The sequence below is a fragment of the Microbacterium sp. Bi128 genome (assembly GCF_918698205.1).
In genome coordinates this window covers 1-5,061 of sequence record NZ_CAKKMM010000296.1, presented here as the reverse complement: position 1 = coordinate 5,061, position 5,061 = coordinate 1, and the positions used below count along the sequence as shown (strand labels likewise).

Genomic DNA, 5,061 nt, shown 5'->3' with positions numbered 1-5,061 from the left:
GGTCACGACGACGGCCGAGGCCCCGTCCGAGATCTGGGAGGCGTTGCCCGCGGTGATCGACCCGCCCTCGGCGAACGCGGGGCGCAGCTTTCCGAGCGTCTCGACCGTCGTGTCGGGACGGATGCCCTCGTCGGCGGCGACCACTACGGGGTCGCCCTTGCGCTGCGGGATCGACACCGGGACGATCTCGGCGTCGAAGACGCCCGCCGCCTGGGCTGCGGCCGCACGCTGGTGGGACCGGGCGGCCACGGCATCCTGGGCCTCGCGCGTGACCCCGTACCGGGCGTTGGCGCGTTCGGTAGAGGCGCCCATGCTCTCGCGGTCGTAGGCGTCGGTGAGGCCGTCGTGCGCGAGGTGGTCGAGCACCTCGATCGAGCCGTACGCGTACCCCTCGCGGGAGTTCATCAGCAGGTGCGGTGCGCGGGTCATCGACTCCATGCCGGCCGCAACGACCACCGTCGCGTCGCCGAGTCGCAACATGCGTGCGGCGTCGATGACGGCCGTGAGCCCCGAGAGGCAGACCTTGTTCACGGTGGCGGCGTGGACGTCCCACCCGATGCCCGCGGCGATCGCGGCCTGTCGAGCGGCGTTCTGGCCGGCGCCGGCCTGCAGCACCTGGCCGACGAGCACCGCGTCGATGGCATCGGCGGGGATGCCACCGCGCTCGAGAGCGCCCGAGATGGCGGCCGCGCCGAGCTGCACCGCGGCCAGCGGAGCGAGCTGCCCCTTGAGCCGACCCTGCGGGGTGCGGGCGGCGGCGACGATGACGACGTCGGTGTCGGAGGTCATGCGATCTTCTCCTCGGGGATGCGAACGGTGAGCGGGGGTTCGGTGGCGGCGACGACGTCGTCGACCGAGACGCCCGGGGCGACCTCGACGAGGACGAGCCCCTCGGGCGTGACGTCGATGACGGCGAGGTCGGTGATGATCCGGTCGACCACGCCGCGGCCGGTCAGCGGCAGCGAGCAGGCATCGACGATCTTGGGCGACCCGTCGCGGGCGACGTGCTCCATGAGGACGATGACGCGTTCGGCGCCGTGGACGAGGTCCATGGCGCCGCCAGGGCCCTTGACCATCTTGCCCGGGATCATCCAGTTCGCCAGGTCACCCGTGGCAGACACCTGCATGGCCCCGAGGATCGCCGCGTCGATCTTCCCCCCGCGGATCATGCCGAAGCTCGTCGCCGAGTCGAAGAACGCCGCCCCCGGCAGCGTCGTCACGGTCTCTTTGCCGGCGTTGATGAGGTCGGCGTCGACGGCATCCTCGGTCGGGTACGGACCGACACCCAGGATGCCGTTCTCGGACTGCAGCACGACCGTCACTCCGTCGGGGACGTGATTGGGCACGAGAGTCGGCAAACCGATGCCGAGGTTCACATACGAGCCGTCGGTGAGTTCGCGCGCCGCGCGCGCGGCCATCTCGATGCGGGTGAGCGCCATCTCAGCGGTCTCCTTCGGTGACGGTGCGCTTCTCGATGCGCTTCTCGATGTCGGGTCCCACCTCGACGATGCGGTGGACGAAGACGCCGGGGAGGTGCACGTCGTCCGGATCGATCTCGCCCGGTTCCACGAGGTGCTCGACCTGCGCGACGCAGACGCGTCCGGCCATCGCCGCGAGGGGGTTGAAGCTGCGCGCGGCCTTACGGAAGACGAGGTTGCCGTGGCGGTCGCCCTTCCAGGCGTGCACGAGCGCGAAGTCCGTGGTGATCGCCTCTTCGAGGACGAACTCGCGCGGCTCCCCGTGGACGTCGAACGTCCGGGTGTCCTTCGCCGGAGAGGCCACGGCGACCCCGCCGGACCCGTCGTAGCGCTGCGGCAGGCCTCCCTCGGCGACTTGCGTCCCGACGCCGGTCTGCGTGTAGAACGCCGCGATCCCCGATCCGCCCGCGCGCAGCTTCTCGGCGAGCGTGCCTTGCGGCGTGAGCTCGAGCTCGAGCTCGCCGGAGAGGAACTGCCGCTCGAACTCCCTGTTCTCGCCGACGTACGACGACGTCATCTTGCGGATGCGTCCGGCTCCCAGCAGGATGCCGAGCCCCCAATCGTCCACCCCGCAGTTGTTCGACACGACCGACAGGTCGCGCGTCCCCTGCGCGAGCAGCGCCTCGATGAGAGCGATGGGATTTCCCGAGAGGCCGAAGCCGCCGACGGCGAGCGACGCCCCATCGGGGATGTCGGCGACGGCGTCGGCTGACGACGGCCAGGTCTTGTCGATCACGCGGACTCCTTCGTGCAGGGATCGGTGGTCTCATCCTGTGCCCGGACCGCGCGACGCGTCGCCTCACTTCTTGCGATGTGGATGCCAGCCCGCGTAGCGTCCACATCGTGGACACTCCCCCGACTCCCCCCGCGCGGACGAGCGTCCCGGGGACGCAGGCGATCGCCCGCGCCGCACACCTGCTGCGCTTGGTGACGGCGGCCGGCGCCGAGGGCGCCGCGGCGGGCGATCTCGCGCGCCAGGCCGACCTGACTCGCCCCACCGCGCACCGGCTCCTGTCCGCCCTGCGGCAGGAGGGCCTCGTCGACCGGGACGACGCCACGGGGCGGTGGCTGCCCGGCCCCGAGCTCTATCTGATGGGGACCGTCGCGGCATCCCGGTTCGACGTGACCGCGATCGCGCGCGACATCGTCCGCTCGCTCGCCGTACGGACCGAGGAGAGCGCGTTCCTCTCGGTGCGTCGCGGCGACGAGACGGTGTGCCTCGTGCGCGAGGACGGGAGCTTCCCCATCCGTTCCCACGTCCTGTCGGAGGGGGTGCGCTTTCCCCTCGGGGTGGCCTCCGCGGGACTGGCGATCCTCGCCTTCCTGCCCCCGGAAGAGGTCGCCGCCTACCTCGAGCGTCACGACGACCTGACGGAGAACTGGGGCGTCGCGCACTCCCCCGCCCGCCTGCGGACGCGAGTGGCCGACACGAAGGCCCGCGGCTATGCCGTGAATCCCGGACTCATCGTCGAGGGCAGCTGGGGGTTGGGTGCCGCGGTGTTCACGAGGAGCGGGGAACCGCAGTGGGCGCTCAGCCTCACCGGGGTGGAGTTCCGCTTCGGTGGCGACCGGCTGGCAGAGCTCGGACGGATCCTGCTCGCGCACGCGCACCAACTGTCGACGCGCATCGCCGGACGATAATAGATACCAAAGTTATATAACAGGGGTATGCTCTGGGGAATGACCCGCGACGATGATCTCCAGAGACTGATCCTCGCGGTGCACGCCTTGACGCGCATCGCGGCCATCGACACCAAGAACGACGCCCCCGCTGCGCAGTGGCGCACCCTGACACTCCTCCGCGACCACGGCCCGCAGCGCCTGGGCGACCTCGCCACTCTCAGCCGCGTCTCGCAGCCCGGGATGACGAGGCTCGTGCACCAGATGGAGAGCGCCGGCCTCGTGGCTCGCGGCATCCACCCGGACGACTCGCGCGTGAGTGTCGTCTCGGCCACCGACGACGGTCTCGTGGAACTCGACCGGTGGCTCGAGACCCTCGCCGCCGCTCTCACCCCGCACGTCGCCGACCTGACGGATGCCGAGTGGGAGGCGGTCCGCACGAGCGCCGACGCCCTCGCCGCCCGCGTCGGCCTGCGGCCGGAGGTCGCACGATGAGCGCGGCTCCCAGCGTGTGGAAGCAGCCCGCCCAGGTGTGGGCCGTCGCGTTCGCGTGCGTCGTGGCGTTCATGGGGATCGGCCTCGTCGATCCGATCCTCCCGGCGATCGCCGAGTCGTTGCAGGCGAGCCCCGTCGAGACCGAGCTGCTCTTCACGAGCTACCTCGTGGTCACCGGCCTCGCGATGCTCGTGACGAGCTGGATCTCGAGCCGCATCGGCGCCAAGGCCACCCTCCTGGTCGGTCTCGGCCTCATCGTCGTGTTCGCGCTGCTGTGCGCGGTCAGCGGGAGCGTCGACGCCGTCATCGGTTTCCGCGCCGGCTGGGGTCTGGGCAACGCCCTGTTCATCTCGACCGCGCTCGCGACGATCGTCGGCGCCGCCTCCGGCGGTAGCTCGGCGGCGATCATCCTGTACGAAGCCGCGCTCGGCCTCGGCATCGCCGTGGGACCGCTGCTCGGCGGCATCCTCGGCGAGGCGAGCTGGCGCGGACCGTTCTTCGGCGTGGTGGTGCTCATGGCGATCGCGTTCGTCGCTGTCGCGGTGCTCCTGCGCGGACCGGCCCCGGCGCGCACCCCGATCCCGTTCAGCGCGCCCTTCCGGGCGCTCGGTCGCCCCGCGCTGGCGATTCTGGCTGCGACCGCACTGTTCTACAACATCGGCTTCTTCACACTGCTGGCGTTCTCGCCGTTCCCGCTCGGTTTCGGCGCCATGGGCATCGGTCTGACGTTCTTCGGCTGGGGTCTCGGCCTCGCTGTCACCAGTGTGTGGGTGGCTCCCCTGCTGCTGCGCCGGATGCGACTGACCACCGTCCTGCTCGTCGCACTGCCGCTGTTGGCGGCGGACCTCCTCGTGGCCGCGTTCGTGGTGGGCTCGCCCGCGGCGCTGGTCGCCTGCATCGTGGTCGGCGGTCTCATGCTCGGTGTGATCAACACGGCGCTCACCGAGGCGGTCATGGAAGCCACCGATCTGCCGCGCTCCGTCGCGTCGTCGGCGTACTCGGCCGTCCGCTTCCTCGGCGGCGCGATGGCTCCGCCGCTCGCGGCCTTCCTGTGGCACGCGGCCGGCGCCGGGGTGCCGTACGTCATGGCCACGGTGTCCGTCGTGATCGCGGCCGCGTGCATCCTGTTCGGCCGCAGGACGCTCGCGCACATCGACGGGGCGCACCCGACCGCGGCGGATGAGGGAGCGGCGGTTCTGGTGGGAGACGCGGCGTAGGACCCCGGGAACCACAACGCGCCCGGTCGTCGACTCCTTCGTCGACGGCCGGGCGCGTTCGTGCGCCGGGGGTCAGTCGCGTATGGCCCGACGCCGCAGGACGACCGTGACGACGACACCCACGACGAGCATCACCGTGGCGATGCCGATCGCGCCGGCGACCGACGGCGTTCCCGTCGAGGCGAGGCCTGCCGCGGCCGGGGATGCCGAGGCGGACGGAACCGGGCTGGCACTCGTCGTTGAGGTCGGCG

The 5,061-nt window shown here is 71.3% G+C and carries 6 protein-coding genes; 3 read left to right on the top strand and 3 right to left on the bottom strand.

What is annotated here, in order from left to right:
- The 3 genes from LQV45_RS17450 to LQV45_RS17440 all read right to left on the bottom strand — a co-directional run.
- The coding region (locus LQV45_RS17450) for an acetyl-CoA C-acyltransferase (RefSeq protein WP_230008112.1) at positions 1-789 on the bottom strand (789 nt) is incomplete at its 3' end.
- Positions 786-1,439 (bottom strand): 3-oxoacid CoA-transferase subunit B, encoded by a 654-nt coding sequence (locus LQV45_RS17445; RefSeq protein WP_230008111.1) that lies wholly within the window; start codon positions 1,437-1,439, stop codon positions 786-788. The genes LQV45_RS17445 and LQV45_RS17450, both read right to left, overlap by 4 nt.
- Before the next feature lies 1 nt (position 1,440).
- Positions 1,441-2,214, bottom strand: coding sequence for a CoA transferase subunit A (locus tag LQV45_RS17440; protein WP_230008110.1), 774 nt, complete (start codon positions 2,212-2,214; stop codon positions 1,441-1,443).
- Positions 2,215-2,321: 107 nt separating this feature from the next.
- On the opposite strand from LQV45_RS17440, the gene LQV45_RS17435 reads away from it, so the two are divergent.
- The 3 genes from LQV45_RS17435 to LQV45_RS17425 are packed head-to-tail and all read left to right on the top strand — an operon-like array spanning position 2,322 to position 4,810.
- Positions 2,322-3,119, top strand: a complete 798-nt coding sequence (locus LQV45_RS17435) for an IclR family transcriptional regulator (RefSeq protein WP_230008109.1) — start codon at positions 2,322-2,324, stop codon at positions 3,117-3,119.
- Between the two features lie 39 nt (positions 3,120-3,158).
- On the top strand, positions 3,159-3,593 hold the full coding sequence (locus LQV45_RS17430; protein ID WP_230008108.1) for a MarR family winged helix-turn-helix transcriptional regulator: 435 nt from the start codon (positions 3,159-3,161) through the stop codon (positions 3,591-3,593).
- Positions 3,590-4,810 (top strand): MFS transporter, encoded by a 1,221-nt coding sequence (locus LQV45_RS17425; protein ID WP_230008107.1) that lies wholly within the window; start codon positions 3,590-3,592, stop codon positions 4,808-4,810. The genes LQV45_RS17430 and LQV45_RS17425 overlap by 4 nt, the downstream gene beginning before the upstream one ends.
- Positions 4,811-5,061: the final 251 nt, after the last annotated feature.

Bases quoted from the DNA above. Each gene is read 5' to 3' on its own strand.
- LQV45_RS17445 (WP_230008111.1), bottom strand. From the start codon at position 1,439: ATGGCGCTCACCCGCATCGAGATGGCCGCGCGCGCGGCGCGCGAACTC.
- LQV45_RS17430 (WP_230008108.1), top strand. From the start codon at position 3,159: ATGACCCGCGACGATGATCTCCAGAGACTGATCCTCGCGGTGCACGCC.
- LQV45_RS17425 (WP_230008107.1), top strand. From the start codon at position 3,590: ATGAGCGCGGCTCCCAGCGTGTGGAAGCAGCCCGCCCAGGTGTGGGCC.